Annotated in this window: 47 protein-coding genes and 1 pseudogene; 41 read left to right on the forward strand and 7 right to left on the reverse strand. The window is 43.2% G+C overall.

Going from position 1 to position 24,957, the window contains the following annotated elements:
• The first annotated feature begins 9 nt into the window (after positions 1-9).
• Positions 10-180, forward strand: a complete 171-nt coding sequence (locus ACW5MY_RS02985) for a twin-arginine translocase TatA/TatE family subunit (RefSeq protein ID WP_003155981.1) — start codon at positions 10-12, stop codon at positions 178-180.
• Between the two features lie 6 nt (positions 181-186).
• Positions 187-948: a twin-arginine translocase subunit TatC gene (tatC, locus tag ACW5MY_RS02990; RefSeq protein WP_088030482.1), complete on the forward strand. Its 762-nt coding sequence runs from the start codon at positions 187-189 to the stop codon at positions 946-948.
• A 38-nt stretch (positions 949-986) separates the two neighbouring features.
• Here the strand turns inward: tatC and ACW5MY_RS02995 are convergent, their stop codons facing one another.
• On the reverse strand, positions 987-1,178 hold the full coding sequence (locus tag ACW5MY_RS02995) for a YdiK family protein (protein ID WP_003155975.1): 192 nt from the start codon (positions 1,176-1,178) through the stop codon (positions 987-989).
• On the reverse strand, positions 1,175-1,909 hold the full coding sequence (locus ACW5MY_RS03000) for a CPBP family intramembrane glutamic endopeptidase (RefSeq protein WP_013351184.1): 735 nt from the start codon (positions 1,907-1,909) through the stop codon (positions 1,175-1,177). Before ACW5MY_RS03000 ends, ACW5MY_RS02995 begins: the two co-directional genes overlap by 4 nt.
• Positions 1,910-2,145: 236 nt before the next feature.
• Between ACW5MY_RS03000 and groES the strand changes: the two genes are divergently transcribed.
• Entirely contained in the window at positions 2,146-2,430 is a 285-nt protein-coding gene (gene groES / locus ACW5MY_RS03005; RefSeq protein WP_013351185.1) for a co-chaperone GroES, read from the forward strand.
• Positions 2,431-2,471: 41 nt separating this feature from the next.
• On the forward strand, positions 2,472-4,106 hold the full coding sequence (gene groL, locus ACW5MY_RS03010; RefSeq protein WP_013351186.1) for a chaperonin GroEL: 1,635 nt from the start codon (positions 2,472-2,474) through the stop codon (positions 4,104-4,106).
• 78 nt (positions 4,107-4,184) lie between these two features.
• On the opposite strand, the gene ACW5MY_RS03015 is transcribed toward groL, so the two are convergent.
• The 5 genes from ACW5MY_RS03015 to ACW5MY_RS03035 all read right to left on the reverse strand — a co-directional run bounded on the left by ACW5MY_RS03015 (position 4,185) and on the right by ACW5MY_RS03035 (position 7,603).
• Positions 4,185-5,396: a site-specific integrase gene (locus ACW5MY_RS03015; protein WP_013351187.1), complete on the reverse strand. Its 1,212-nt coding sequence runs from the start codon at positions 5,394-5,396 to the stop codon at positions 4,185-4,187.
• An 11-nt stretch (positions 5,397-5,407) separates the two neighbouring features.
• Positions 5,408-5,881 carry an ImmA/IrrE family metallo-endopeptidase gene (locus tag ACW5MY_RS03020; protein WP_041481597.1) on the reverse strand — a complete coding sequence of 158 codons (474 nt, stop codon included), beginning with the start codon at positions 5,879-5,881 and terminating at the stop codon, positions 5,408-5,410.
• Between the two features lie 191 nt (positions 5,882-6,072).
• Positions 6,073-6,420: a DUF4064 domain-containing protein gene (locus ACW5MY_RS03025; RefSeq protein ID WP_013351188.1), complete on the reverse strand. Its 348-nt coding sequence runs from the start codon at positions 6,418-6,420 to the stop codon at positions 6,073-6,075.
• Positions 6,421-6,433: 13 nt separating this feature from the next.
• Positions 6,434-6,955 carry a hypothetical protein gene (locus tag ACW5MY_RS03030; RefSeq protein WP_013351189.1) on the reverse strand — a complete coding sequence of 174 codons (522 nt, stop codon included), beginning with the start codon at positions 6,953-6,955 and terminating at the stop codon, positions 6,434-6,436.
• 267 nt (positions 6,956-7,222) lie between these two features.
• Positions 7,223-7,603 (reverse strand): helix-turn-helix domain-containing protein, encoded by a 381-nt coding sequence (locus ACW5MY_RS03035; protein WP_013351190.1) that lies wholly within the window; start codon positions 7,601-7,603, stop codon positions 7,223-7,225.
• A 170-nt stretch (positions 7,604-7,773) separates the two neighbouring features.
• Between ACW5MY_RS03035 and ACW5MY_RS03040 the strand changes: the two genes are divergently transcribed.
• The 37 genes and pseudogenes from ACW5MY_RS03040 (at position 7,774) to ACW5MY_RS03220 (ending at position 24,953) form a co-directional block, all read left to right on the forward strand.
• Positions 7,774-8,016 (forward strand): helix-turn-helix transcriptional regulator, encoded by a 243-nt coding sequence (locus ACW5MY_RS03040; RefSeq protein ID WP_041481598.1) that lies wholly within the window; start codon positions 7,774-7,776, stop codon positions 8,014-8,016.
• Positions 8,017-8,028: 12 nt separating this feature from the next.
• The gene (locus tag ACW5MY_RS03045) at positions 8,029-8,343 is read left to right on the forward strand and encodes a hypothetical protein (RefSeq protein WP_041481599.1); all 315 of its coding nucleotides are present in this window, start codon (positions 8,029-8,031) and stop codon (positions 8,341-8,343) included.
• Positions 8,340-9,110: a phage antirepressor gene (locus tag ACW5MY_RS03050; RefSeq protein ID WP_013351191.1), complete on the forward strand. Its 771-nt coding sequence runs from the start codon at positions 8,340-8,342 to the stop codon at positions 9,108-9,110. The genes ACW5MY_RS03045 and ACW5MY_RS03050 overlap by 4 nt, the downstream gene beginning before the upstream one ends.
• A 109-nt stretch (positions 9,111-9,219) precedes the next feature.
• The gene (locus ACW5MY_RS03055) at positions 9,220-9,792 is read left to right on the forward strand and encodes a helix-turn-helix domain-containing protein (RefSeq protein ID WP_003155916.1); all 573 of its coding nucleotides are present in this window, start codon (positions 9,220-9,222) and stop codon (positions 9,790-9,792) included.
• Entirely contained in the window at positions 9,789-10,046 is a 258-nt protein-coding gene (locus tag ACW5MY_RS03060; protein WP_013351192.1) for a YqaH family protein, read from the forward strand. Before ACW5MY_RS03055 ends, ACW5MY_RS03060 begins: the two co-directional genes overlap by 4 nt.
• Positions 10,043-10,240 carry a YqaI family protein gene (locus ACW5MY_RS03065; protein ID WP_013351193.1) on the forward strand — a complete coding sequence of 66 codons (198 nt, stop codon included), beginning with the start codon at positions 10,043-10,045 and terminating at the stop codon, positions 10,238-10,240. The genes ACW5MY_RS03060 and ACW5MY_RS03065 overlap by 4 nt, the downstream gene beginning before the upstream one ends.
• Before the next feature lie 101 nt (positions 10,241-10,341).
• Positions 10,342-10,527, forward strand: a complete 186-nt coding sequence (locus tag ACW5MY_RS03070) for a hypothetical protein (protein WP_013351194.1) — start codon at positions 10,342-10,344, stop codon at positions 10,525-10,527.
• Positions 10,527-11,477: a YqaJ viral recombinase family nuclease gene (locus ACW5MY_RS03075; RefSeq protein ID WP_014471495.1), complete on the forward strand. Its 951-nt coding sequence runs from the start codon at positions 10,527-10,529 to the stop codon at positions 11,475-11,477. The genes ACW5MY_RS03070 and ACW5MY_RS03075 overlap by 1 nt, the downstream gene beginning before the upstream one ends.
• A gap of 2 nt (positions 11,478-11,479) precedes the next feature.
• Complete coding sequence (locus ACW5MY_RS03080) at positions 11,480-12,319, forward strand: recombinase RecT (RefSeq protein ID WP_013351197.1); 840 nt, start codon at positions 11,480-11,482, stop codon at positions 12,317-12,319.
• A 164-nt stretch (positions 12,320-12,483) separates the two neighbouring features.
• A complete protein-coding gene (locus ACW5MY_RS03085; RefSeq protein ID WP_013351198.1) occupies positions 12,484-13,200 on the forward strand; it encodes a DnaD domain protein in 717 nt (238 codons plus the stop codon).
• Complete coding sequence (locus ACW5MY_RS03090; protein ID WP_013351199.1) at positions 13,085-14,056, forward strand: ATP-binding protein; 972 nt, start codon at positions 13,085-13,087, stop codon at positions 14,054-14,056. Before ACW5MY_RS03085 ends, ACW5MY_RS03090 begins: the two co-directional genes overlap by 116 nt.
• Positions 14,053-14,196 carry a hypothetical protein gene (locus ACW5MY_RS03095; protein ID WP_013351200.1) on the forward strand — a complete coding sequence of 48 codons (144 nt, stop codon included), beginning with the start codon at positions 14,053-14,055 and terminating at the stop codon, positions 14,194-14,196. Before ACW5MY_RS03090 ends, ACW5MY_RS03095 begins: the two co-directional genes overlap by 4 nt.
• Before the next feature lie 145 nt (positions 14,197-14,341).
• Positions 14,342-14,794 carry a YopX family protein gene (locus ACW5MY_RS03100; RefSeq protein ID WP_013351201.1) on the forward strand — a complete coding sequence of 151 codons (453 nt, stop codon included), beginning with the start codon at positions 14,342-14,344 and terminating at the stop codon, positions 14,792-14,794.
• Positions 14,781-15,238 (forward strand): annotated as a pseudogene (locus tag ACW5MY_RS03105) (DUF1064 domain-containing protein). Before ACW5MY_RS03100 ends, ACW5MY_RS03105 begins: the two are co-directional and overlap by 14 nt.
• A gap of 119 nt (positions 15,239-15,357) precedes the next feature.
• Entirely contained in the window at positions 15,358-15,510 is a 153-nt protein-coding gene (locus ACW5MY_RS03110; RefSeq protein ID WP_013351203.1) for a hypothetical protein, read from the forward strand.
• Between the two features lie 81 nt (positions 15,511-15,591).
• On the forward strand, positions 15,592-15,795 hold the full coding sequence (locus ACW5MY_RS03115) for an XtrA/YqaO family protein (RefSeq protein ID WP_003155894.1): 204 nt from the start codon (positions 15,592-15,594) through the stop codon (positions 15,793-15,795).
• 31 nt (positions 15,796-15,826) lie between these two features.
• Positions 15,827-16,168, forward strand: a complete 342-nt coding sequence (locus tag ACW5MY_RS03120; protein WP_013351204.1) for a hypothetical protein — start codon at positions 15,827-15,829, stop codon at positions 16,166-16,168.
• Complete coding sequence (locus tag ACW5MY_RS03125) at positions 16,165-16,419, forward strand: hypothetical protein (protein ID WP_013351205.1); 255 nt, start codon at positions 16,165-16,167, stop codon at positions 16,417-16,419. Before ACW5MY_RS03120 ends, ACW5MY_RS03125 begins: the two co-directional genes overlap by 4 nt.
• A gap of 4 nt (positions 16,420-16,423) precedes the next feature.
• Positions 16,424-17,800 (forward strand): DNA cytosine methyltransferase, encoded by a 1,377-nt coding sequence (locus ACW5MY_RS03130; RefSeq protein ID WP_013351206.1) that lies wholly within the window; start codon positions 16,424-16,426, stop codon positions 17,798-17,800.
• An 11-nt stretch (positions 17,801-17,811) separates the two neighbouring features.
• Entirely contained in the window at positions 17,812-18,135 is a 324-nt protein-coding gene (locus tag ACW5MY_RS03135; RefSeq protein ID WP_013351207.1) for a hypothetical protein, read from the forward strand.
• Positions 18,132-18,731, forward strand: a complete 600-nt coding sequence (locus ACW5MY_RS03140) for a dUTP diphosphatase (protein ID WP_013351208.1) — start codon at positions 18,132-18,134, stop codon at positions 18,729-18,731. Before ACW5MY_RS03135 ends, ACW5MY_RS03140 begins: the two co-directional genes overlap by 4 nt.
• Positions 18,731-19,093: a hypothetical protein gene (locus tag ACW5MY_RS03145; RefSeq protein WP_013351209.1), complete on the forward strand. Its 363-nt coding sequence runs from the start codon at positions 18,731-18,733 to the stop codon at positions 19,091-19,093. The genes ACW5MY_RS03140 and ACW5MY_RS03145 overlap by 1 nt, the downstream gene beginning before the upstream one ends.
• Positions 19,090-19,365: a hypothetical protein gene (locus tag ACW5MY_RS03150; protein ID WP_013351210.1), complete on the forward strand. Its 276-nt coding sequence runs from the start codon at positions 19,090-19,092 to the stop codon at positions 19,363-19,365. The genes ACW5MY_RS03145 and ACW5MY_RS03150 overlap by 4 nt, the downstream gene beginning before the upstream one ends.
• A gap of 32 nt (positions 19,366-19,397) precedes the next feature.
• Positions 19,398-19,775, forward strand: a complete 378-nt coding sequence (locus tag ACW5MY_RS03155; protein WP_232469717.1) for a YopX family protein — start codon at positions 19,398-19,400, stop codon at positions 19,773-19,775.
• Positions 19,772-20,326 carry a hypothetical protein gene (locus ACW5MY_RS03160; RefSeq protein ID WP_041481602.1) on the forward strand — a complete coding sequence of 185 codons (555 nt, stop codon included), beginning with the start codon at positions 19,772-19,774 and terminating at the stop codon, positions 20,324-20,326. Before ACW5MY_RS03155 ends, ACW5MY_RS03160 begins: the two co-directional genes overlap by 4 nt.
• A complete protein-coding gene (locus ACW5MY_RS03165) occupies positions 20,319-20,699 on the forward strand; it encodes a hypothetical protein (protein WP_013351213.1) in 381 nt (126 codons plus the stop codon). Before ACW5MY_RS03160 ends, ACW5MY_RS03165 begins: the two co-directional genes overlap by 8 nt.
• The gene (locus ACW5MY_RS03170; protein ID WP_013351214.1) at positions 20,696-20,887 is read left to right on the forward strand and encodes a hypothetical protein; all 192 of its coding nucleotides are present in this window, start codon (positions 20,696-20,698) and stop codon (positions 20,885-20,887) included. The genes ACW5MY_RS03165 and ACW5MY_RS03170 overlap by 4 nt, the downstream gene beginning before the upstream one ends.
• Before the next feature lie 45 nt (positions 20,888-20,932).
• The gene (locus ACW5MY_RS03175; RefSeq protein WP_013351215.1) at positions 20,933-21,151 is read left to right on the forward strand and encodes a hypothetical protein; all 219 of its coding nucleotides are present in this window, start codon (positions 20,933-20,935) and stop codon (positions 21,149-21,151) included.
• A 5-nt stretch (positions 21,152-21,156) separates the two neighbouring features.
• Positions 21,157-21,591 (forward strand): hypothetical protein, encoded by a 435-nt coding sequence (locus ACW5MY_RS03180; protein WP_041481603.1) that lies wholly within the window; start codon positions 21,157-21,159, stop codon positions 21,589-21,591.
• Between the two features lie 145 nt (positions 21,592-21,736).
• The gene (locus tag ACW5MY_RS03185) at positions 21,737-22,114 is read left to right on the forward strand and encodes a hypothetical protein (protein ID WP_041481604.1); all 378 of its coding nucleotides are present in this window, start codon (positions 21,737-21,739) and stop codon (positions 22,112-22,114) included.
• Between the two features lie 31 nt (positions 22,115-22,145).
• The gene (locus ACW5MY_RS03190; protein WP_044051884.1) at positions 22,146-22,733 is read left to right on the forward strand and encodes a VanZ family protein; all 588 of its coding nucleotides are present in this window, start codon (positions 22,146-22,148) and stop codon (positions 22,731-22,733) included.
• 121 nt (positions 22,734-22,854) lie between these two features.
• Positions 22,855-22,983, forward strand: a complete 129-nt coding sequence (locus ACW5MY_RS03195) for a hypothetical protein (RefSeq protein WP_014304492.1) — start codon at positions 22,855-22,857, stop codon at positions 22,981-22,983.
• Between the two features lie 14 nt (positions 22,984-22,997).
• Positions 22,998-23,513 (forward strand): sigma-70 family RNA polymerase sigma factor, encoded by a 516-nt coding sequence (locus ACW5MY_RS03200; RefSeq protein ID WP_013351217.1) that lies wholly within the window; start codon positions 22,998-23,000, stop codon positions 23,511-23,513.
• A gap of 104 nt (positions 23,514-23,617) precedes the next feature.
• The gene (locus ACW5MY_RS03205; protein WP_164848964.1) at positions 23,618-23,755 is read left to right on the forward strand and encodes a hypothetical protein; all 138 of its coding nucleotides are present in this window, start codon (positions 23,618-23,620) and stop codon (positions 23,753-23,755) included.
• A gap of 297 nt (positions 23,756-24,052) precedes the next feature.
• A complete protein-coding gene (locus ACW5MY_RS03210) occupies positions 24,053-24,265 on the forward strand; it encodes a helix-turn-helix domain-containing protein (protein WP_003155868.1) in 213 nt (70 codons plus the stop codon).
• A 133-nt stretch (positions 24,266-24,398) separates the two neighbouring features.
• Positions 24,399-24,587: a hypothetical protein gene (locus ACW5MY_RS03215; protein ID WP_041481605.1), complete on the forward strand. Its 189-nt coding sequence runs from the start codon at positions 24,399-24,401 to the stop codon at positions 24,585-24,587.
• 135 nt (positions 24,588-24,722) lie between these two features.
• Entirely contained in the window at positions 24,723-24,953 is a 231-nt protein-coding gene (locus ACW5MY_RS03220) for a hypothetical protein (RefSeq protein WP_013351219.1), read from the forward strand.
• Positions 24,954-24,957: the final 4 nt, after the last annotated feature.

Here is a 24,957-nt window from a genome sequence, read left to right on the forward strand (position 1 = left end):
GAGCTGCACATGATCGGTCCTGGAAGCCTGGCGGTTATCGGTGTGGTGGCGGTGATTATTTTCGGTCCGAAGAAGCTTCCCGAATTAGGAAAAGCTGCGGGGGACACGCTTCGAGAATTTAAGAACGCTACTAAAGGATTAGCCGGTGAAGAAGAGGAAAAAAAGAAAGAAGAACAGTAAGATAGGATGACACGTATGAGAGTGAATCAAATGACGCTTGTGGAGCATATTGCCGAACTTCGGAAACGATTGCTGATTGTGGCGTTATCCTTTGCGGTTTTCTTTATTGCCGGCTTTTTTCTGGCAAAACCTATCATTGTGTATCTTCAAAAAGCCGATGAAGTAAAAGAGCTCACCCTTAATGCTTTTAACCTGACGGATCCGCTGTTTATCTTTTTGCAGTTCGCGTTTATTATCGGCATCATTTTGACTTCGCCGATTATTCTATATCAGATTTGGGCGTTTGTCAGTCCGGGGCTGTATGAGAAGGAACGCAAAGTAACACTCAGCTATATTCCGATTTCAATCGTGCTGTTTGTCAGCGGTGTGTCATTTTCTTATTATATTTTATTTCCGCTGGTCGTTGATTTTATGAAGCGGGTTTCGAATGACTTGGATGTCAATCAGGTGATCGGAATCAGCGAGTACTTTCATTTTCTGCTGCAGCTGACAATTCCGTTCGGGCTGCTGTTTCAGATGCCGGTGCTGATCATGTTTTTGACGAGGCTCGGTGTTGTAACGCCGATGTTTTTATCGAAAATCAGGAAGTACGCGTATTTTGTGCTGCTTGTGATCGCCGCGATGATTGCGCCGCCTGAGCTGCTGTCTCACATGATGATTACGATTCCGCTTTGCATTTTATACGAGATCAGTATTCTTATTTCAAAAGCCGCATATCGGAAAAAGCAGACCGGCAGCAGCGAATCTGACCAGGATGTATCAGCATAAAAAAAGCCATTTCTCAATGATGAGAAATGGCTTTTCTTTTATTTTTGATTTTTCTTCACTTTAAATGAGAAAGCGAACATTTTAAACGAGATGCTGATATTATAAGCGGCGAAAACCATCAGCAGTATGGAATAAAAAGACCACATGCTTCCCGGCGAGCTTGCGGCCAAATACGTAAAGATACAGCCGACTGCGAAATAAATCAAGCCCCAAGTCATTGGGTTCCTCATACAAACAATCCTCCAATAATTAATTGCATTTGCTCACTATGCTGTTCAATATATTTTTGGGCGGGGCCGAGCTGCATGACCACGACAATGGTATTCATCATGACATGGGCGAATATCGGCACAATAATCCGTTTCGTCTGCACATACAAGAACGCAAAGGTAAAGCCCATGGCCGTGTAAAGCAGCAGGTGTGTGAGGTCCTGGTGCACAATGCCGAAAATGACGGAACTGATCAGTCCGGCGATAAAGAAATTCGTTTTTTCATATAATACACCGAAGATGATCTTCCGGAAAATGATTTCTTCAAGAATCGGACCGACGATAGAAGAAACGATAATCATAAGCGGCATGGCTTTGATAATGTTGAGAATGGCTTTCGTGTTTTCCGAACCGCTGTTCACGTGAAAGACATACTGCTCAATCATCCCGGCAATTCCCTGAGAAAATAAAGCGAGCCATATTCCCGCGACCGCCCAAAGAATGGACATGCCGGCGGATGCTTTCTTCCCGTTTCTTAATGTCTGCTTCGGCGCGGTTCTCAAAATCAGGAGAACGATAATCAGGCAGATAAAAAAGCTTACGACGGAATAAATCCCCTGAGCCATGGTGAGATTCGCATTCGTAGGCTGCCCGCCCGCATAGCCGAATCTGTACATTAAAGGAATGCCGATCAATGCGGAAAGCTGCATGATAACATATGTCAAAATGATATACCAATACTGTTTTCTCAAATGATATGTACTCCTTTATCCTATAAAATCAACTTATTTGTTCTTATTGTAACACAAGTGAACTTGACGTGAAAAAAGGAGAAAATCGGTGTAAGAGAGAATCATGTAAGCGTGAAAATTTTTTATTCTTATGACTTGAAATTGGAAGTGAGATTCTTTATTATAATAAATGTGTTAGCACTCTTTAGAGCTGAGTGCTAAAATTACATATTCATACTATTGAGGAGGTTATTACATTGTTAAAGCCATTAGGTGATCGCGTTGTCATTGAACTCGTAGAATCTGAAGAAAAAACTGCCAGCGGAATCGTATTACCGGATTCTGCAAAAGAAAAGCCGCAAGAAGGCAAAATCGTGGCAGCTGGTTCAGGTCGCGTGTTGGAAAGCGGAGAGCGCGTTGCTTTAGAAGTAAAAGAGGGCGACCGCATTATCTTCTCAAAATACGCCGGTACTGAAGTGAAATACGAAGGTGCTGAATACTTAATCTTACGTGAAAGCGACATTTTAGCTGTTATCGGCTAAGCAAATAAATATTTTTAAAAATTCGAGGAGGTTTCGTTAACATGGCAAAAGATATTAAGTTTAGTGAAGAAGCACGCCGCGCTATGCTTCGCGGTGTCGATGCGCTTGCTGACGCTGTAAAAGTAACTTTAGGGCCAAAAGGACGCAACGTGGTTCTGGAGAAAAAATTCGGTTCTCCGTTAATTACAAATGACGGTGTGACAATCGCAAAAGAAATTGAACTTGAAGATGCGTTTGAAAACATGGGTGCGAAGCTTGTAGCTGAAGTAGCCAGCAAAACAAACGACGTTGCCGGTGACGGTACGACGACTGCGACTGTGCTTGCACAGGCTATGATCCGCGAAGGCCTTAAAAACGTAACTGCGGGAGCTAATCCTGTCGGCGTGCGTAAAGGTATGGAACAAGCCGTAACCGTGGCAATCGAAAACTTAAAAGAAATTTCTAAGCCGATCGAAGGCAAAGAGTCTATCGCTCAGGTTGCTGCAATCTCTGCTGCTGATGAGGAAGTCGGAAGCCTTATCGCTGAAGCAATGGAGCGCGTAGGAAACGACGGCGTTATCACAATCGAAGAGTCTAAAGGCTTCACAACTGAGCTTGAAGTGGTTGAAGGTATGCAATTCGACCGCGGATATGCGTCTCCTTACATGGTGACTGACTCTGATAAGATGGAAGCGGTTCTTGATAATCCTTACATCTTAATCACAGACAAAAAAATCACAAACATTCAAGAAATCCTTCCTGTGCTTGAGCAAGTTGTACAGCAAGGCAAACCATTGCTTCTGATCGCTGAAGATGTTGAAGGTGAAGCTCTTGCTACACTCGTTGTCAACAAACTTCGCGGCACATTCAACGCTGTTGCCGTTAAAGCTCCTGGCTTCGGTGACCGTCGTAAAGCAATGCTTGAAGACATCTCTGTTCTTACTGGCGGAGAAGTCATCACAGAAGATTTAGGTCTTGACCTGAAATCTACTGAAATCGGACAATTGGGACGCGCTTCTAAAGTTGTGGTAACGAAAGAAAACACAACAATCGTAGAAGGCGCCGGCGATACTGAAAAAATTGCTGCACGCGTCAACCAAATCCGTGCTCAAGTGGAAGAAACAACTTCTGAATTCGACAGAGAAAAATTACAAGAGCGTCTTGCGAAACTTGCTGGCGGCGTAGCTGTCATCAAAGTCGGCGCTGCGACTGAAACTGAGCTGAAAGAGCGTAAACTTCGCATCGAAGACGCCCTCAACTCAACTCGCGCAGCTGTTGAAGAAGGCATCGTATCCGGCGGTGGTACAGCGCTTGTCAACGTATATAACAAAGTCGCTGCAGTTGAAGCTGAAGGCGATGCGCAAACAGGTATCAACATCGTGCTTCGCGCGCTTGAAGAGCCGATCCGTCAAATCGCGCACAACGCTGGTCTTGAAGGATCTGTCATCGTTGAGCGCCTGAAAAACGAAGAAATCGGCGTAGGCTTCAACGCTGCAACTGGCGAATGGGTAAACATGATCGAAAAAGGAATCGTTGACCCGACAAAAGTTACACGTTCTGCACTTCAAAACGCAGCTTCTGTAGCAGCAATGCTATTAACAACTGAAGCGGTTGTTGCTGACAAACCAGAAGAAAATGCCGGCGGCGCAGGAATGCCTGACATGGGCGGCATGGGCGGTATGGGCGGAATGATGTAAAGAATGCCGAAACCCCTTGATTTCAAGGGGTTTTTCTTTTTGTTTTATGAAATTGGTCACATTTTGGTCACATAGGAGTCATGATAACTGTATTTTCATTGAGAGGTCACCTATGAAAGAATTGAATTTTTGCGAAGTTCTTTCTTTGGTTTTTCTAGTAGTGTGTAAATAGACTTTTTTCGTTATGTCATCATTTTGATGGCCTAATATTTTTTGTATCTCTTCTAAAGGTACATCTGCTTCAGCAGCAAGCGAAGTGAATGTGTGCCTAAAAGTATGCTGGGTAATATGTTTGTTTATGTCCATCCGTTTTAAAATCCTTCTCATTCTGGTATCCATCTTTTTAATGTTCTCAGGGTGGCCGTCAGGACGAGCGAATATAAAATCATCATCACTGAATGTTCGCCCATTCGCATATGCTATTTTAGCTTGTTTGAGCTTCAGTCTTTTCAACAAAGATGCTAAAAAGTCCGATAAAGGTACATCTCTAACAGCAGCTGGCGTTTTCGGTGGCAGCAGTTCATAGTCAGATGCTTTGTTTGATGGGCAATAAAGCGTTTTGGTAACTCGAAATGTTTTGAGGTCGTCTCCTTCTAAAGTTAAGTCTCTCCATTTGCCGGCCAATCGCTCCCCGGAACGAGTGCCTGTAAATGCAGCCATGCAGAAATATTCAAAGTCGAGAAAAAGGCCGTGTTTCTCTGTAAGGTCTAAAAACTCTACAAGTTCTTCTCCTTCAAGAAAGTTTTCGGCTTCTTCTTGTGATTCAATATCTTCTACTGTAAGCTTTGGACGCTGAGGTTTTACAAATTCCGTCGGGCTTTTGCTTATGATGTCCTCTTGTCTCGCATATTTGAAGATCATGCTTGCTGTAGTGTGGATACCACTTATTGTATTGAAGGAATAATTTTCCTCCCTTAGATAATCTAAAAACTTTTGATAAACACCCCTGGTTATGTCTTTAATTTTCATTTTTCCGAAGTATTCTTCCAAACTCTCTATTTCACTTTTTCGTGCTCGCAGGGTACTGACTTTGACGGTATGCTTGTATTCTTTGTACCATAGGTCTTTGATTTCCTGAAAAAGAATGTTCTCTTTCCCGACATCAATCCCTGAAATGAGCTTCGTTTTCAATTCAAGATAAGCGGCCTCCGCCGATGCTTTTGATAGGAAACCACGTCTTTTTATTTGTCTGCGTTTTCCTGTTCTTGGATCGCGGCCGTTTTCCATCACAAAATACCAAGTATATCCTTTAGATGAACGCTTTGATTTCTCCTTTTTAAAGACAACCATTTTAATCCTCCTTAACGATAGTTTAATTTATTAAAGTAAATTCTTAGTCTCTTTTTTGCAAAATCAAAAGTTACCTTAAAAGTATCTGATACCAACCGTGCAGCGGCTTCCTCATCTGCAGGTAAGTTCATCTGTCGCAGCATGAATGTTGGGACACAAAAGTGATATGAAAAATAACCTGCTTTTGATTCTTGATACTGTTTCCAGTGGGGCGGCATAAGCTCGTTGTCGCCGCCCTCTAATAAGATGTGCCATAATTCGTGAGCTAAATCCGATCGTTGCTGTTGATAGCTTAATCGGTTGTTTATGCCTACGATATGAACCCCCGCAATATCTAACATATAACTTTCTCGATCATCAAAAAGTACAAATACATTGAGCTTCCTGCATAATTTAACAAGTTTAAGTTCTGAAGGCGTTGTTATTTTGTGTTCCCTGAGAAAACTTTCGATCCAATCCTCTAAGTGACTTTGCGTATACCCCATGTTGTAATTGACCCCCTCATTACCTTGTCAATGCTTAAATTGTGGAAAATCTGTTTGATTGTATGTAATTATAGGGGAAAAATGTACCATTTTACACCGGTAAATGCGTCCATAAATAGATTAAAGTGGCATTATAAAGAACGTTTGTTCTGTATTTACTGGAAAAGAAAAGCCCTTTCAAGGGCCTTTCTTTAAGCTGCTGTCGTTACTGTTTTATCTTTTCTGACAAGTCCCATGATACCAGGGATAATAAGAAGAACAGCAGGTAGTAAATAGAAGAGGGATATACAAATCAATCCACCGATTCCTGAAATGAGAAGTAATACTCCACCGACTTTAGGTTTCTTCTTAACTACAACTGAAGCAACGATGCCTAAGATTGATAAGAAAACAGCGCCCCAGCCCAAACCAATTATATCGCTTGTGCCACTTGAATTAAAAGAGGCATCGAGTCCACCGATAATTAATGCCATAATTGCTCCAATAAAACCGAAAATTCCGCCCAATAAGCCTAAAACAAATTCTGTTGTTCTTTTCATTGTTAACTCTCCCTTACTTAACTGGTACAGTGATTGTTACTGCTTTAGTTTTCATGAAGTCATCTGTGACCACATCACCGAAATTTAATTTGATTTCTTTGACTTTATCAACATCAATTTCTTTTCCGTCCGGCGCTGAAAACTCAAGTACACCTTCCTGTTTCACTCCGCCTTGAACGTCTCCGCCGACTTCTCCGTCAGTCAGGAACATATTTGCCGATAATTGCATGCTGCCAATGACTGCATTACCTTGATCGGGATAAAAAGTAAGGACTTTTCCTGTAGTGTTTTCAATGTTAAGCCCAACATTTATTTTATCTTTCATAATCTTGACGTCGCCTAGGTTAACTTTCATTCCTAGTGCTTCTGTAGATTGCTTACTAGCGTCAATCTTTTTGGAGCTGTCGTCTTTCTTCTCTTCAGTTTTTTTGTCTTTTGAATCACTGCTGCCAGTAGAGACATCGTCTGTCGACCCGCATGCTGCTAAAGCTAGAGCCAAGCCCAGAGACATGAATAAAACTAACCACTTTTTCAACCTGATTCCCCCAGTTCATATAATAGAATACCTATATATAATCGACTATAATTGTTGAAAGTTCAAGGGGTAATTACCAATTTTGCTAATAATTTCATGAGGCGTGCTAAAAAAGCTAAGTTCATTTGAAAGGAAAATAACTGAAGGTTTCATTACAAGCTTCGCTTTAAAAATTAAAGTTGAACATCAGTCAACTTAACACTAAACTTTAAAAATTAAAGCGATCTGTTCAGCATTATTTAAACTAAACAAAACAATAATAAATAATTAATTCTTATCTTCATTCTTCTTTTTGAATCTCTCTTCAATAATTTTTTCGATTCCGTCAATGCGCCTTAATGCGTCAGCAAGAATCTCCTCTTTTTCACTATCAGAGAACTCCCGACCATCGACAGCGGCAAAACGAACGTCATTATGTTTACGGAGTTCTCTGGCCTTATCTCTATAATGATCTTCGCCTCTGAGCAAAAAATCTATAGAAACATCAAAGAAATCCGCAATTTTAACAAGTGTCTCATGGTCCGGTTCTCTTTTGCCCTGTTCGTATGATGCGTATGTTGTGCGGGCAATGCCTAAATTATCTGCAACCTCTTGTTGATTTAATTTTCTCCCCACTCGGAGCTCTTTAAGTCTAAATGAAAAATTCATAGTATCGCCTCATCACGTTTTTAGAACTACCTACATTATAACTACACAATAAGCGTAGTAATATAGATTACTCGAAAAGAGTCATTTTTTTTAAAAAAGGGGTTTACAAGACTCGAATTGCGTAGTATATTTAACTCAACGACACGAAATGAGTTATGGAGGTGAACAACATGCCTGCAATTGTAAGGGATTGGTTAAAGCAAATACGATTATCCCAAAATCTTACCCAAAAACAAGTTGCTGATAGAGCGGGCATCGCAAGAACAACATACGCATCTATTGAGCAAGGCGAAAGAAATGCTGGTGTCTCAACAGCTAAGGCTATCGCGCAGGTTCTTGGATTCCATTGGACCCTTTTTTTTGACGAGGAACTACGCGTTTCGAGTAGTGAACTCAAATTCAACACAGCATAGGAGGTTAAAAGCATGTTCACTATGCAATACGACGACAAATTCATTGATCAGATCGCTGCCAAAATTGCTGATAGAGCAACAGAGATGTTGGTAGAGCGGCTCAGCTCTTTGAACGAGCTTCCTCACATCTTGACGAGAACTGAAGCGATGGAGGTGCTGCGGTGCGGTCCCACTAAAATGTCGGAACTGATGGCCCGTCCGGATTTTCCGGTTAACGAAGAATGTGGCAAAAAAATCCCTACGACTTTGCTTTTTAAATGGATTGAGAGCAACACGCGTTGGGTTGCTGAGAACACCGCATACTATCAGAAAGGAGCTTCGGCATGAATAATTTACAAACATTCAAAAATGAAATTTTCGAAGTTGCAGCCAAAATTGAGAATGATCAAATCCTTTTTGATGCCGAGCAAGTTGCTCGGAACTTAGGCCTCACTACCGTTGCCAAAAGTGGCAACGTGACAATCCGATGGAGCCGTGTGAATACTTACCTTCCGGATAACTTTCCAGAAGTAGAGAAAGGTGATTTTATTCCTGAACCATTGGTGTACAAGCTGGCTTTTAGAGCATCTAATCAAATTGCCGAACAATTTCAAGATTGGTTAGCCTTTGAAGTTATACCCACAATCAGAAAAACCGGGGGATATGTCGCAAATGATGAACAGTTCATTCAGACGTATTTGTCCAACGCAGACGAAAATACCAAATTATTTTTCAAAACAACTCTTCACGCACTAAAGGAGCAAAATAAGCAAATTGAATCTATGAAGCCAAAAGCTCTTTTCGCCGAATCCGTGGAAGCATCTGAATCATCTGTGCTTGTTGGCGAGTTAGCGAAAATCATTCAACAGAACGGCGTAAAGATTGGACCTAACAAGTTATTTCAATGGCTCCGTGATAATGGTTATTTAATTCGTAAGACAGGCGAGTCTTTCAATCTACCAACACAGCGAAGTATGGATTTGGGTCTCTTTGAAATTAAGAAGAGAACAATGAATAACCCTGATGGTTCAATTAGAACTACCCGAACGCCAAAGGTTACGGGAAAAGGTCAGATTTATTTTGTGAATAAATTCATTTCATCAGAAACAGCTTGAAACAATCTCCACAAATTTGGGGAGATTAATGTTCGAGAAAAGGACAAGCTTGTCCCTTCATTAATTAAATTTTACCAGTGAATAACTGGATATATCAGGAGGCAAACATATGGAGAACAACCCATACAATTTGCATAATCTACCCCGGATCATGCGTAGTGTCCGCAAAGCGGCAGGACTTGCACAGTATCAGATTGGTAATTTGATAGGGGGGAAAGATCAGCGGTATGTTTCGGACGTTGAAAATGGATTCAGTAAGCTTACTCCGGAATTATGCATCAAGTGGTTTGAGGCGTGCGAGGCGTACGAACATATTGATCTGGTACATTACCTTTTCAAACTTCACCCGACGACGGCGGCACCAATTGATCCAGCACTTAACGAGAGCGCAAGCGCGGCGGTAATCAATATGATTCATCAGCTTGAAGAAGCATTGCAAGCAACAAGGCATTTAGCGCGCTGGCTGGCAAACGATAGGCCAGGCCGACAACCTGAAGAACTGCCCATGGCCGATATTAAGCAGATTTTTGATCTAATTCCGGCAAACAAAACGCTGATATATTCGCTGGCCCGTAGTCATGGACTGAACATGAAGGAACTGGCTGAAAGGTGGACACGGAAAGCGCTAATGAGTCAGGTTGCAATGGCGAAAACAGAAGAAAGGCAGGCGGTGCTGGTATGAAGATCAATCAGTTTCTTAAATCGGATGCAGATTCAGCAAAAAGAAAAATCGAGTCGGCGGAAGAGCTCTCTATCATGCTATCGGAGGCGTTACGGGATGGCGATTATGAAGAAGCTATCAGTCTTGCAGGGAGCATCAAGGTTCTTACAGAGGATATCAGCCGACTGGCGAATAAAGGGCGCTTACATCAAACCGTTTTAAATATGGCGGCCCGAGGGATTCACCTGAGTGTTGTAAGTAGGTGTTCACAATGAATATTGAAAATCCAATGGTCTTGAACAACTGGCATGACAAGGCGACTGAACCGGAAACAAAAAAGGACTTTTTCGGGGATGAAGTAACGTCAGCAGATAATTATGTAATCGACAGCGGCGAGATGATTTTACAAGACAATCTTAAACGCTATTTAAAGGAACAACTCGGATTTAGGTTTCATTCAGCGCAATAAAAAAGCCCACTTGGCAGAGTGGACTAGGTAAGGCGTTTTGGTAATTGATTGTATTCCTATTATACCAAAACGCCCCATAAAAAACAATGGAGGTTTTATACATGGCTAAACGAATAACAGCATCTTTCAGTGACCGGGCGGACGATCAACAGCGCCTGAGAGAAGTCGGCGGCTCAATCATGTTCAGTAAAGGCAAACCCATATTTTCCTTCCCGTCAATGGACGCATACCGAGAATGGCAGCGGCTTGGTGCGGAAGCATACAAAAGAAAGGCAGGGATTATTTAATGCAAGCAGAGGTTTTCGCTTCGACAGCGGACATGAGTCGGGACGAATGGCTTCTTGAGCGACGGAAGGGCATCGGTGGTTCAGATGCCTCCGTAATCTTGGGGTTAAACAAATGGAGAACCGCATTTGAATTATGGCTGGACAAAACGGGACAAGTCCCGGTCAGTGAGTCAGCCAGTGAGGCGGCTTACTTCGGCTCAATCCTTGAGGACATTGTCGCAAAAGAATTTGAAGTGCGGAGCGGGAAAAAAGTTAGGCGTAAAAGGTCCATGCTGAAGCATCCTGAACATGATTTCATTTTGGCGAATATTGACCGAATGATCGTTGGAGAAAAGGCCATTCTGGAATGTAAGACCACATCGGAATACAACTTGAAAGAATGGGAAAATGACGAGATCCCTGCTGACTATATTGTTCAGGTCCAGCACTATCTTGGAGTGCTTGGTCCCGAGTATAAAAAAGCATACTTTGCTGTTCTGATCGGCGGCAATAAATTCGTCTGGAAAGAAATTGAGCGGGATGATGAATTAATCGAAATGATATTCACTGCCGAAGTCGAGTTTTGGAATACTGCGGTGTTGGGTGGGGTTGCTCCCGCATTGGACGGATCAAGCGCAGCAGAAGAATATCTGAAAAAAAGGTATGCGGAAACGGAAAGCAACAAGGTTATTGATCTTACAGCGGTAAACCGTGAACGGATAAAGCAGTATTTGCAATTAAAGGAAAGCATCGCTGAATTGCAATTGCAGGCGAAAGAATTAGAAAACCAAATCAAGCACGAAATGAAGGAAGCAGAATACGGATTCATTGGAAACTATCAGACCAGCTGGAAACCGGTTATAACTAACCGGATCGACACTAATAAACTGAAAGAGCAGTTTCCAGATGTATATGAGAAAGTCACAAAAGAAGTTCAATACAGACGCTTTGGAATTAAGGAGGTTAGCTAAATATGGCTACAAATGAATCACTTAAAAATAACATTCAAAAACAGAATAACGCGCCAGGGCAGCCGCAGGGAACAACGATGAAAGGCCTGCTTTCTTCTCCGGCAGTCATGAACCGGTTTGAAGAAGTTCTGGGGAAAAGGGCGTCTCAATTCACAGCATCAATTTTAAGTCTGTACAACAGTGAAAATACTCTTCAAAAAGCAGAACCTATGAGTGTAATTTCATCGGCTATGGTGGCGGCAACGCTTGATCTGCCAGTGGATAAGAACTTGGGTTATGCCTGGATCGTTCCGTATAAAGGGCGCGCGCAATTTCAGCTTGGTTACAAAGGATACATTCAGCTTGCTTTGCGGACAGGCCAATATAAATCTATCAATTGCATACCTGTCCATAAAGGAGAATTGCAAAAGTGGAACCCACTAACCGAGGAAATAGAGATTGATTTTGAAAAACGGGAATCAGATGCGGTTATTGGCTACGCTGCTTACTTTGAGCTTTTAAACGGTTTCCGGAAAACAGTGTATTGGACAAAGACGCAAGTAGAGAAACACAAAAAGAAGTTTAGTAAGTCGGACTTTGGCTGGGGCAAGGACTGGGACGCAATGGCGCTTAAAACCGTTCTTAAATCCATGCTTAGTAAATGGGGGATTCTCTCCGTTGAAATGCAAAAGGCAGTCATCGAGGATAACGAGGAACGTGAGCGGATTGACATTACTGACGCAATGGCAGAGCCAGAGATTATTGATGCTGAAGCACCGGAAGAAAAGCCAAGCGCGCAGAATGCTGATCCTTTTGATGGTAAGCCTGTTGATATTAGTGAAAATGACCTGCCATTTGATTAAGGTTGGCATCCCTTTCTGTTACAAGTGGATGACGGAAGGGGCACCAAATCGCGCCCAGCTGTTCCGTGATTATGTCGAAGGCTATCTCAGAACAAATGAACCTGGCTTACGTTTAGTCCGCATCAGCGGCATGACAGCACTGTGTGAAAGGAAGTAGGTGAGCCATGAACTACCTGAAAGAAATGAACGGCTTCATGAATTGGTTAGAAACGAATCCGTTGTCTGCAACAACACAAGCGTTATGGTTCCATCTGATGCACATCAACAATAAAACCGGGTGGCGGGAGTGGTTCACCACTTCAAATACCACTCTTCAAGCCAAAATAGAAATCACAGAAGCAACACTAATAAAGCATCGAAAAATTCTAATCGAGCTCAAACGAATAGAATATGAGCCGCAGGGGAGAAAGGCCGGGAAATACAAACTGATCTCTTTTGAAAATCCAGTGCGTAATGAGGAAACAGAGAACGGTAAAGCAGATATACCAGACGCAGCATCGCCAAAAGAATCAGCGCCAAAAGCACAGCAGGAGGTTGACGAAAAAATGAAAAACGCATTTGAACTATTCGAAAACAAAACAGCCCGCACAATTGGCACAATGGAGGTTCAGCGGCTCGGGTATATGGTGGATGATTACGGCGAAGAGAAAGTCATGGAAGCAATGAAACAGGCTTTCAGAAGCAAGGGCAACAACGTCAATCTGAATTACATTGAAGCAATCCTCTCAAACCCATTCAGCCAGAGACGAAAGGAGAAACAGCAGTATGGAAGCTCGCAAAACGCAAGATATGGACGCGGCAATGAAGGCCATTCTAACCAAGCTCCGGGATCGGTCAGCAGCATCTTCAACGGGACAGGCCGCCTCAGAAGAAAAGGCTGAATACGAGTGCTCTGACTGCAAGGATAAGGGCATTATTGTTTACCGTATTCACCAAGACACAGAGCGCCAACTGAGGAAAGATCATAAGACAATGGAGAGCCTGGCCCCCGATCAAATGGTCAGGGAAGAGGATTATCTTGCAGGGAAAGTATGCTTGCCGGATAAGGCCCGGGAATGGAAAACCACATTTTCAAAGCAATGCGAGTGTGTAAAACGGAAAAAGATCGCCCGGCTTATGAAGGCCAGCGGCATCACGGAGGAATTCGAAAAGCTCCTTTTTGGAAACTTCATTAAGGACGGGAAGCCGGACATGATCAAGGACGCTTATGAGTGCGCGGTGGAATACTATAAGGATTTTCAGAGCATTAGGGGAAATCGTTCAAACAGCATCGCTTTGCTCGGGCAACCGGGCAGCGGAAAAACGCACTTGTTAACGGCGATCATGAACAATTTGATCAAGAAAAAATCAATTTACTGCATGTATTTCCCGTACGTTGAGGGAATGGGCGATCTGCGAAATGATTTTGACCAGCTGGAAACAAAGCTCGACGCCATGCGAAAAGCTGAGGTTCTGTTCATTGATGATTTATTCAAGCCAGTTTTTGCAACGACCATGGAGGGGCGAATCAAAAAGCCTCGTGCTACCGAATGGCAGATTGAGCAAATTCAATCGGTTGTGAATTACCGGTACTTGAATCACAAGCCTCTGCTAATCTCTTCCGAACTCGACACGGGTGAACTTTTGGATATTGACGAGGCGCTGGGCTCCCGGATTCATCAAATGTGCAGAGATTACACGGTGATCATTAAGGGCGACCGGATGCAATTAAATCATAGGTTAGGAGATTGGGAATGACGGAAAAAGCGAACTTCACAGCAACCGGCGGCATGTATCTGTTCGGGCCCGCCGAGCAAACGGCCGGCCAGGACCTTACTCCGGCGATCCGGGTGCTTGAGGAAAAAATCAAACAAATGGAGCTGATGCACAGTGCTTAAAGCGGTTATCCTGCTGCCAGCCATCATCCTCACAGCGCCGTACAAGGAAAAGCAAATTCAGCACTGGGAACAAATTGACGGGAGGTAACGACGGCACGCGGGAACGGGCCGATAAGGAAATAGTCAGAGATATGGAGGCGGAAGAATGAGAGAAGTTAAGTTTCGAGGAATGGGCATCAACGGAGAATGGTATTGCGGGAACCTATCAATCATTAAACAAAGAATTAAGAGCATGGGCATTGATCCTGGTTCTTATATCTCTAATAAAGCTGGGGTTCCATTCGCTTACAGTGTGAGGCAGGAAACAGTTGGGCAATTCACTGGATTAAAGGACAAAAACGGCCGGGAGATTTATGAGGGAGACATTGTAAGGAACCACCGTGATAATTCAAATGAGCTATTAGAAGTTTTATGGCAGGAAGAAGTGGCTGAACATGCTTCAGACGGGATCTATTGGACAAAAGAGGTGCCAGGTTTTAGATTCAAGCGAATAAAGCGAGGCTTGACTACTGTATTTGTAGCTCATGTTGATTTAGAAGTCATCGGCAATATTCACCAAAATCCTGAGCTTTTGGAGGCATCGCATGCCAGCAAATAAGTACGGCGCCAGAAAAACGCAGATGGACGGCATCACGTTCGATAGCCGGGCCGAAGCCAAATACTATGAACAGCTGAAATGGCTCAAGATGAGCAAGCAGATCAAAGATTTTAAGCTGCAGCCGCGGTTCCTGCTTCAAGAGGCATTCAAAAAGAACGGCAAGACTTTTCGGAAGATTGAATATATTGCAGACTTGAGGTTCATAACCTTGACGGCAGTATCGAGATCATTGATATCAAGGGCGTGGAAACAAAGGAATTTGCCATCAAACGCAAGCTGTATGAGCGGCTTTACGAGACGCCACTCAAGGTGCTGGCGCTGGATAAGGCACTCGGCTTCATTGAGCTGGACGAGCTGAAAAAACTCAAAAGAAAGGCGGGGAAGACCACTGCGAAACGTGGTAATCGTAGACGATCGGCCGTTGTGGGTGCAGGAAGAAGATAAGCTCATGGCCTGCATGATGCTCTGTTCCGATTACAAACGATGCGCCAGCCGCATGGGAGCGGATTGCAAAAAGCTTGGAGGTTCAGAAATTCCCAAAATCAATTCAGGAGGTTATCGCTATGCAAGAAAAAATCGATCCATACAAGCCTGGTCCAGTTAAGGAGTGGAAAATGACGGCGGAGCAGTTGGCGGCATACGTCGAAAAGCATCCAATCATCTACCGTGAGGAATTAAAGCCATCTGCCGGCTTAACGATGCGGCTGCCGTCGTAAAACGTAAAAAAGCACCGAAGCTGCGCCTCAGTGCCTTTGATATGAACTGGTACTTCTATCATAGCACAGGGGGCGGCCAGAGTGAACAAGCCAACAGAAATAAAAAATCATGAAACAACTATTCAGCAAAGCATCGAGCCGGGGAAAGTTCGCATCATCGTTTTAGATGGCACTGAAGGGACTGCTCATTTAATGGACGCCCCGGAACACGGTAAAACAATCATTCAAACAATAAAAGGCGGCCTGGCTCGTTGTGATTACGAGATCGGCCACAAATTCAAATAGCAGGGGTTTCCCCTGCGGGGGAGGAACGGGCATGGATAAATTACAGGAAATTAAAGCGCGTATTTCAAAATTAAAAGGCTATGAAAATGCTAAGTCAACAGATCAATACTGGATGACTAAAGAACATGTTGATTTTCTGATTGATAGAACTGAACTGTCTGTTAAGCAGCAGGCAATCATTGAGGAACACCAACGCCAGCAGGAAGTCACGGTCAATCAGTTTCGGCAGGCGCGGGAAGAGATTCAGCGGCTTACTAAGGAAAAAGAACACTATCGAAAATCTCTCGATATAATAGCCGGAAATCCTAAAGTTGATTCTCTTGAAATAGCTGAACATATTGCAACTCAGGCACTGGAGGGGGCTGCGGAATGATGCCATTACAAGTAGAACTGCAACGGAACGTGAAGGCCACGAAGGACGAAGCAATGACCGTCGAGCAGGCGGCCGAGCTTTTAAAGGTTCACCCGGACTACATCCCGACGCTTGTCGCTCGTTCTGACGATCTCAAAATGATCGGCGATACCATTATCGCTAAACGGGATAAAACAAGTATCTGGCTGGTCGGGGCATGCGTGGGGCTTTTCTTCTTCGCTGTCGCTGTCCTGCCGGGATTGATGGGGTGACGGGATGATCAAGCAACAACTGGGACTTTTCAGAGAAATCATTGTCGATAACTTCGCGGGCGGAGGCGGAGCCAGTACCGGAATTGAATTGGCTACCGGGCTTTCGGTGGACATTGCGATTAACCATGATCCGGCGGCCATTGCCATGCACCAGGTAAACCACCCGGATACAGAACATTATTGTGAGTCTGTTTGGGAAGTAGACCCAAGGGAAGCAGCCAAGGGGCGGCCGATTGGTTTAGCCTGGTTCTCCCCGGACTGCAAGCATTTTTCGAAAGCCAAGGGCGGCAAACCCGTTGAGAAGAGCATCCGGGGGCTTGCATGGGTAGCGGTCAGGTGGGCGGCAACGGTAAGTCCGCGGGTAATCATTCTTGAAAACGTCGAAGAATTTAAGACGTGGGGGCCTCTTGGGAAAGATGGAAGGCCGGACCCGGACAAAAAAGGATATACGTTCCGTTCCTTTGTCAGAGCGTTAAACAGACACGGATATAAAGTCGAATGGAAAGAGCTGAAGGCGTGCGACTACGGCGCCCCGACAATACGGAAAAGGCTGTTCTTAATCGCTCGGCGTGACGGGCGGCCGATCATATGGCCCGAGCCGACACATGGCGATCCAAAAAGTGCGACAGTGAAGTCCGGAAAGCTTAAACCGTGGCGGACTGCCTCCGAGATTATGGACTGGTCACTGGAAACGCCGTCAATTTTCAACAGGAAAAAGCCTCTTTCAGAAAATACAATGCGGCGCATCGCTCGAGGTATACAACGTTTTGTCATTGACAGTAAAAAACCTTTTGTTATAGGGGAGCGCGGTAATTCACTCATTCAAATGGGATACGGCGATCCGGAAGGCCGGCGGGTGCTCGATCTGAAAAAACCACTCGGCACCATAACGGCCGGCGGCAATAAATTCGCTCTTGCTACAAGTCACTTGATCAAGCTCCGCGGCACTTGTAGAGACGGCCAAACGGTGACGAACCCAATGCCTACGATAACCGCGGGCGGCCTGCACGTTGGCGAAGTCAGGGCTTTCCTGACGAAATATTACGGGTCAGACACGGGGCAGGCTCTCAGTGACCCTCTGCATACAGTCACCACAAAAGACAGGTTCGGCCTGGTCACGATTAAAGGCGAAAACTATCAGATCGTAGACATCGGGATGCGGATGCTTCAGCCTCATGAATTATTTGCGGCGCAGGGATTCCCGACTAATTACGTGATTGATAGGGATATAAACGGCGTAGCGTATTCGAAAAAGAAGCAGATTGAGCGATGTGGCAACGCAGTTCCGCCGCCCTTCGCCGAGCAGCTTGTCAGGGCAAACCTTCCTGAATTCTGCGTAAGTGAACATATGACCAAGTTTACAAGGCTAAAGGCTAATTAGGAGGGAATAGTGTGACTTTACTTGATGATATCGGCTTCACAGAAAAGCAATATCGAGAGCTTCGTGAAATCGGTTTGTCTGACACGGAAATAGCGAGAGAGGAACTCCATTGCTCTCCATCTACTCTTTCCGTCTGGAAAAAGGCTAACGGGATAGTAATCCAGAAACCGTATCGCCTGTTCACTCTGGAAGAATGGACGGAGCTTCGTAACCAGAATTGGACACACTTCCAAATTGCACAGCATTTCGGTTTCGAATGTATTGATACTTATTTCTATCATGCAAGAAAAATAGGCGTTCCGCGTAAACGGAGAAGGGAGAAAGTTGAATCATGAATCTACAAAAAATGTTTGAAATGCAAAAGGTGCTTGACGATCGGATCATCAAAGAAAAGGGGCTTGAGGGGCAGGACTTGCTCCCAAACACTTATGTTGCTCTGGATACTGAATTAGCTGAATTTGCAAATGAAGGACGCTGGTTCAAGCATTGGAGTAATAACCAGCTGCCGAAAAAACCGGAGTATAACTGGAAACCATCTGAGGACGGAGGCGCCCTTGAATGGAAACCTGAATATGGCTACAAATCGTATTCTTTGCTTGAAGAATTTGTCGACTGCCTACACTTTTTCCTTTCAATAGCCATTAAAAAAGGCTGGGAAGATGCTATGAGTCTACCGGAAGAAGGGTTTGTCGAAATGAAGAAAAAGGGATTTGAAGGCGGTTTAACAGGTGTGTTCCTAGAAATGAAATGGATGCTATTAAATTCTTACATGTCCAAAGATCAGAGCACTAAAAAGACCAGTTTCAGTTTGGCTTGGGCCTTGTTCTTGAGCATTGGAACTATCGGTTTCGGATTTACTTTGGAACAGATCGAAGCGGCTTACATGGACAAAAACGCCGTCAATTATCAGCGGCAGCAGGAGGGGTATTGATGAACCACACCGACAACCCGATCATTTCAGCCGTCATCAGCAAATTAAACGCACAACAGGAAAAGGGGCTTGCCAAGTACGGCCAGCCCGTCCAAGTTAATGCCTATGATCTGCGCGGCTGGTTGCAGCACGCACTTGAAGAAACTCTTGACCAGGCAGTCTATCTGGAAGCGGCTATCCAAACGCTGTACGACAATCAAAATATCAAAGAAGTCATCAAAGGGTTCAATGAAATGGAAGCAGGTAGGGAAGACATCAAGAGACTAAATCGTCCCTGTCATTACGACGGTTGGGACCATGCAATGTCACATTTTAAACAGATTCTCAAATCAGCTCAATTATTGAAGGGGGAAGAACAATGAAATTCTATGAAATCCATGATCCATATTACGCGCTTCTCAAAGCGAAAGACGAGGCGGATGCTGAAAGGATTTACAACGAGTATATTTCTGACACGGACGATTACGAAAATTTTCAAGACGATGAAATCCGAGAAGTGGAACGAGACTATGCGCTCATTATGTATTCGCAAGTAAAGGGTGAAGATGGAGAGTTGATGTCTTACACCTATATTTCAGGGACTTTCAACGATCCGGACATTAAAGTCCTTATCATGGACGGTTCGCTCCTATGAACACGGCATACAGAGTGTGGGACGGCGAGCAGATGCATTATTGGGATGATGAAGGGTTGAGCCTTGAACTCAAAGGGGGAAAATGGATTTTATGGCGTGATGGTTGCAGAGTTATTGTTGCGTCCAGTGATGACTGGGATGCGGCTCTCATGTGGGGAACAGATCGAGCGGAAATATGCAACCATCAAGTTATTACTGTCTATGAAGGTCATGTTATCGAGCAGGAGGAAACGGAACTAGGGAGTCCATATGAGGGTGTAATCATTGGGTCGGTTAATATGTTGGACGGCCAATGGTGCATCGTTAACGAGAAAAAGGGAGAAGTGCGTCCGGTATTTTCGGAAACAGCGAAAAACAAAATTCTAGGGGATGTATTTCAGAATCCTGAGTTATTGGAGGGCGCGGAGTGAAGACTACATTATTCCCGGAGCCATACAGCTCAATGATGGCTATAACAGCGAAAAAGCCGAATAATGAACATTTAACGGCTGCTGCTCTTTTTAAATCAAAGGATCAAGTATTTGCGGAAATAGAACCTGAAGCGCAACCGGAAATATTTTTCGACCCAATAACTCAGAGGGAGTACGAAAGAAAAATGAGCAAAGACATTAAAATCTGGCGCGGCTCGGAAATATTATGGGCTTTTGACAGAAAGGATATAGCGGCCATCAAAGAAATTCCGGAAGGTTCTCGGGTTGAATTGAAAAACGGCGACTGGTTCAATAGCGGACATTCGGTTGAAGAAATGAAGAATATTCTTGGATTGACACCAGACAAACAGCTAGAAATATTAAAGAAAAATATCAAAGTCCTTTCTTTGACGCACGGTTCTTTGTTGCGTGAAACGCAGTTCACACAAGGTGTCCGTCATGCTATTGACGAAATTCTGAAGCATACCGGGATGACAATAGAAACATTGCTAGAGGAACAAAGAGAAAAGGAGAAAAAGCAAAATGATTGAATTTACAAGGCCTATACCTATGAAGAAAACATGCACGATGCATCCGGGGAGCAAAGCAGTGAGATCAGTTTCGTTTACTGATGACAACGACCATTCCACAACCATTACACTTTGTGCATTATGCTTAACCGAATTGGAATTCAAAGCCACAGATACCATGAGAAAATACATTGAGGAAACAGCAGATATTAACCGGGGAAGCAAAATAGAATTTATGATCGGTGATTACGTTTTTCTTTCAATATCGCAGAAGGTTTCAAGAATAGAATCTTCCACGCAAGCAAACCTTGCTAATCAAATGCATTTTATACGGCCTGCTACCGGAGAAGAAATCATGAAATATATTGAAAACAATAAGGAGGAACAATCGTGAACGCACTTACAATGGCACAGGCTTACCATAGAGAAAAACAAGAGTGGAAGACGCTTGAAGAGGCTTTGTTGATCGTCGATGACCCTGATACAAAACAGGGTATCTTTAAAGAGATTTACAAAAGAAGGAAGAAAATCATGGAAATCAGGGAAGAGCTTGAACAATTGGAGAAGAAGAGCGCGGAATGAATGTTGTAGTCCGTGGATGGTTCAAAGGAAAAGGAGGGGAATAAATTGACGAAAAATGAATCAGTTTCAGTGATTGACGCAATCAAATGCCCGCATTGCGAGTATTTAATGGAATTTTACGATTACATTGAGGGAGGCGATATGTCGGGTGAATTTGAAATGAATTGCGAGAAGTGCCGCAAGCCTTTCCATGTGGATTTTAACACTACATTTCATTTCACTTCTAAAAAACTAAATGGAGTATCCGAAAGGACGGAGGATTAATGACTATGAAAAAATTATTCAAATCAATCATTCTATCAGCAGTATTACTTACGGGAGCCGCGGCCGTTGCGCCGTCTGCTTCCGCCGCATGGTCAGGCTGGCAAAACGAATCCGGGTACAGTGGCCGGGTGTTTACGGATGCCACGACTTACACGGCCGGCGCCTCAACGGTGGACTGGAAAGCCGAGAAAAAAGGCTCAAGAACACTTTATTACACGGCCGGCGTATACAAGAAGCGCAGCGGCGGCGGGCTGACTGATACGAATTTAGTACAGCGGGGCAGCTTCAAAACGGCAACGCCTCTGAAATCATTCAACGTGAAAACGATCCGGAATAAGACCGGAAAGGGAACCTATGTCATCCAGCTTGACTGCTACTCTGATTCCGGCAAGCGGAACTACATCGGAACATTTGAATCAGCTAAATTCTATGTGAAGTAATCAAAAATCAATAAGCCCAATTGTTGCGAGTAAAATGAATCATTTCCCTAAACGATTTTACAAATTTATTGATAATTTTACAAATTCAGTTGATTTTTTCGGGACGAATGTTACAATAATATGGAAAATGAAAGGGGAGATTTATATGTTGAAAGTAAGAAAAAGTATTTTTGCTGTAGTCTTTAGTGCTATTCTATTGATTCCAATTGGGGCATTAGCTGCAAGCTATAGTCCGAAGTTCGATTTTTATCATCAATTTACTACACCAAATTATAGTATGGGTGGTTCTAATATTAAGTTGACAGCACATGCCCATACAGATGGAAAAGCAATTAAATTTAACATTAATGTTCGAAGGGTTACAGGTTGGTTTAGTGATGAATCAATTGGTACAAAGTCTTTCCCCGGGAATGCTACATCAACTGAAACTTATAAAAACAACAAAAGTGGAAAGTATTTTTTGAAATTCACAAAAACCAATAATGGAATCCCTACACAAGGTTGGGTAGATATGAGAAACTAAGAACAAATAATTTGAAAAGTGGGGATTATTTGTGATTCGTGGAACCTTACCTTTATTTTTGTCGGTCGTTGCTTATTTGCTCTTTCTCATTTACAGAGTAATAGCTCGTCTAGTCTTGAAAAAAAATAAGTGGGATTTTGAAAAGCATATCATTGTTTTCGCGACATTCATTTATTTTGGAGCATTAATAGCTGTTACATTGTTCCCTTTGCCAATCAGTAGTGTTGATATACAAGAAACTAAAAACATGGGTGAACATAATAACTTTGTTCCTTTCAAAAGCATGGCTTCAACTTTTAGTCTTGGAAGTTTATTTATAATTACTCGTACACTCGGTGGAAACTTAATTCTTTTGTCGCCGCTAGGAGTATTTCTACCTGTTTTATCAAAGAAATTTTGTAAATTAAAACGTTTGATAATAGTAGGATTTTGTGTGTCTCTTCTTATTGAAATATCACAATTAACAATCTCAAGTATAATTGGGGCTACATATCGAACTTTTGATGTTGATGATCTAATATTAAATACTTTAGGTATTGCCGTGGGATATGCCTTTTACAAACTTATATATCCAATGTTGCGAAAAGAGTTATTTGAATTTGAGAAAGAATCAATATAACCAGCAATATTTTCTTGAAAATTGAACTATGTCCAAGACGGAGAGCCTGCGGACACTGATCATTGCACAGAATCACTGTGCTCTGATTGGTGTCCGTTTTTTATTTGAGCGGAGGGATGACATGAAGCAGAAAAAGAAAAAGCCCAATAAAAACGCGCAGGAGCGATCTGAACGCTTTTGGCGGCAAATGATGGGACAAGACATGCAAAGGCTTAAACGAGGCAAGGGCGGCGCATTTAAGCGCAAATAAGGGGAGGAATCAGAATGCAAGATTTAATCATTGAATACAAACGGGCTTTAAGAGAAACGAGAAAAATGTATCGGCTCTACAAAGATACAGCTGAAGTCAATCTGACAGCTGAACAGATCAACGACAAAAAGATTATCAGTAGCATGATCAGCGATATTGAATTCACTCTTGAATGGCTGCAGAACGGAAGACAGCCGGGCGCTCGCCGAGGTGCTGACAGAAGAGATGCATACCAAAGGACGATTCTTGCTGATCCGCGCTTAATTGATGCGCTGCCGGGAGAATATGCAATCGTTCAAGAGGCTGAGGGAGAGGTAAGTGACTGGGATAAGGAAAGAATCGCTGATGCCCTATCCGTGCTTACCGAAAGAGAAAAAGACATATTCATGATGCATGCTGTGCAAAACATGTCATTCGAAGAGATAGCGCAGTTATTGGGGATTAAAAAAGGAACCGTACAAAAGAACATTGAACGTTCCCGCCTGAAAATGAAAAATAGAGCAGATCACAGCCTATTCTGTTTAGCGTGAATAGGCTCTTTTTTATTGGAGAAATAATGAAAAAAGCCCACGATATTACTTGACGTGAGTAAATAAAAGAGGTATAATTAAAGTATAGAAAGGAGGGAAAGAAAGTGGCTGAAATCGCATTGTTACTGGGGATTATCCTCACAACTCTCACAGTTGTTGAGAAAGTCCTCATCATCAGGGAAAAGCTTAAAACAAAAAAGCCCAAAATCAAAAAACGCAGACGTCCAAGAAAGCGCAGATGATTTTGAGCCGAGGGAGAAGGTAGCGCTTCTCCCTTGCTCCAAGTATAGCAAATGCGGCGACTAAAGAAAAATACCTGAAAGCCAGCCACTTTCAAAAAATGAAAAGTGTACAGTCCACCACCGATATTGTTGTTCTTCTCGCCCTGGCGTATATGCTGTTTTTCCGTCAGGATGTGGCAGCGGGACCATTGAAAACGGCTCTCGACATTAGCCTGATCATTTTATTTGTTGTTTCGATCATCGAGAAAGCATTTTCCCTTTACTTGAAATATCGCGAGAAAAAAGGATGATTCAAAAATGTACAAGCCTAAAGAGCGTGACGCAATCAAGAAATTCCTGAATGAAGAGATACTCAATACAAGTGAAGCGCTTGAGATTTTGGGGTTCACCCGTCAGTATCTGAACCAGTTAGTAAAGACCGGGGAATTGGAGCCGATGAAAGAAATGCCCCGGGACAGGCTTTTTCTGAAAGAGGATATTTTGGATTTCCAAAAGCATAGGCGGAAATGAGCACCCTGTCAAAAGGGTGTTTTTTCGTCTTACGGTTGCCACCTATTTATGAAGGGCGCTTTCGTTCGACAAATTTTGCAAATAGTTCCTTTGTCATACTCCTTAACCGATAATAAGGTGGGAGGTGAGAATTATGATAGTTAGTGGTGTGAAGGTAAAGCAATTTTATCAACATGTCTTCGAACCTAAAGAAGATTGGGCGGAATTCCTTGGAGAGTTTAGCAGAGAATTGGGTGAAGAGCATAAAGCAACAAATGTGAGACTTACTCAATTTGTTAAACTTAATGACAAAGAAACACTGATTGTTTGGGAGATAAGCTAATGTGATGAACACCCTTCGGGGTGTTTTTTTATGTTCTCTGTAAACCGGGTCCAGTGAATCTCAGATAAAACAATTGGCGGCTGACAGCCTCTGAGTGTGGGCTTGGTTTAGAGAGAATATGAAGGGGATGATCCGATGAGTAAAGTGAAAAGAGTTTTTCCCGGCCCTACAAACGGACTTATTAACTGGATGGAAAAGAATTTTCATGAGATTGATGGCTATGTCGCTACTTTCAACATGAAAGACGGCACCACGATGACTGTATACGACGCAGAATCATATTTGCAGGCTGTTGGACTCGTAGAAATAGGGAAAGACACTATCCATCAGCTTGCACACGATGACGAGTTTAGTCCGAGAAAATAATCTC

It is taken from the genome of Bacillus sp. Bwzl_19, from assembly GCF_054900515.1.